The sequence below is a fragment of the Achromobacter sp. RT286_PF genome, from assembly GCF_059760425.1.
Window position 1 is genome coordinate 1 of the sequence record NZ_JCBAMR010000086.1, and the last position, 638, is coordinate 638.

The 638-nt window shown below is 49.7% G+C and carries 1 rRNA gene; it reads right to left on the reverse strand.

Annotated elements, in window-relative coordinates:
- Positions 1-557: 557 nt before the first annotated feature.
- Positions 558-638 (reverse strand): 5S ribosomal RNA (gene rrf / locus AC6LJY_RS27960); the annotation flags it as partial.

Here is a 638-nt window from a genome sequence, read left to right on the forward strand (position 1 = left end):
ACAAGCCAAGGTTTAACCCCAGACTTAAATCACAGTGCATCGCATCAAGCGCCCACACTTATCGGTTGTTTAATTGTTAAAGAGCGGCACTGCAAATTCGGTACTACAAACTGCTTACTGCTACCTGACGATCTTGCCAGCGCTGCGCGGCTTTCGCCTTGCGTCGCTTGCTGTTTTCAGCAGCAGAGAAACGAGATTATGAAGGGTTTTTTATCGCTTGTCAAACCAGTGTCACATCTGTTCGCTTGGAGCGGGCCATCTGTTGCACTGCCTGGCTTACGTAGCCTTCAGGCCTCTCACCGGCGTTTCCGCCAGCTCCTCTCTTTTAGCAGCTGTCGAAATATCGGGGCAGTTACCCTGAACTTTCGGCAGCAGCCAAGCCCGCCACTATAACATCTTTTCTACAAGTTATGCAACTGGCTCTTGCCTATTTTGCACCGTCTTGCACGCTGCTGATTTCTGAATCTCTTCATCTTACAGCGGCGAGAAGTATAGCTTCTCACTTATATAGAAAACAAAACCCCACAGGATTACCTGTGGGGTTTTGCGCAATAAAAGCCTGACGATGACCTACTTTCACAGACGTCCGTCCACTATCATCGGCGCGAAGGCGTTTCACTGTCCTGTTCGGGATGGGA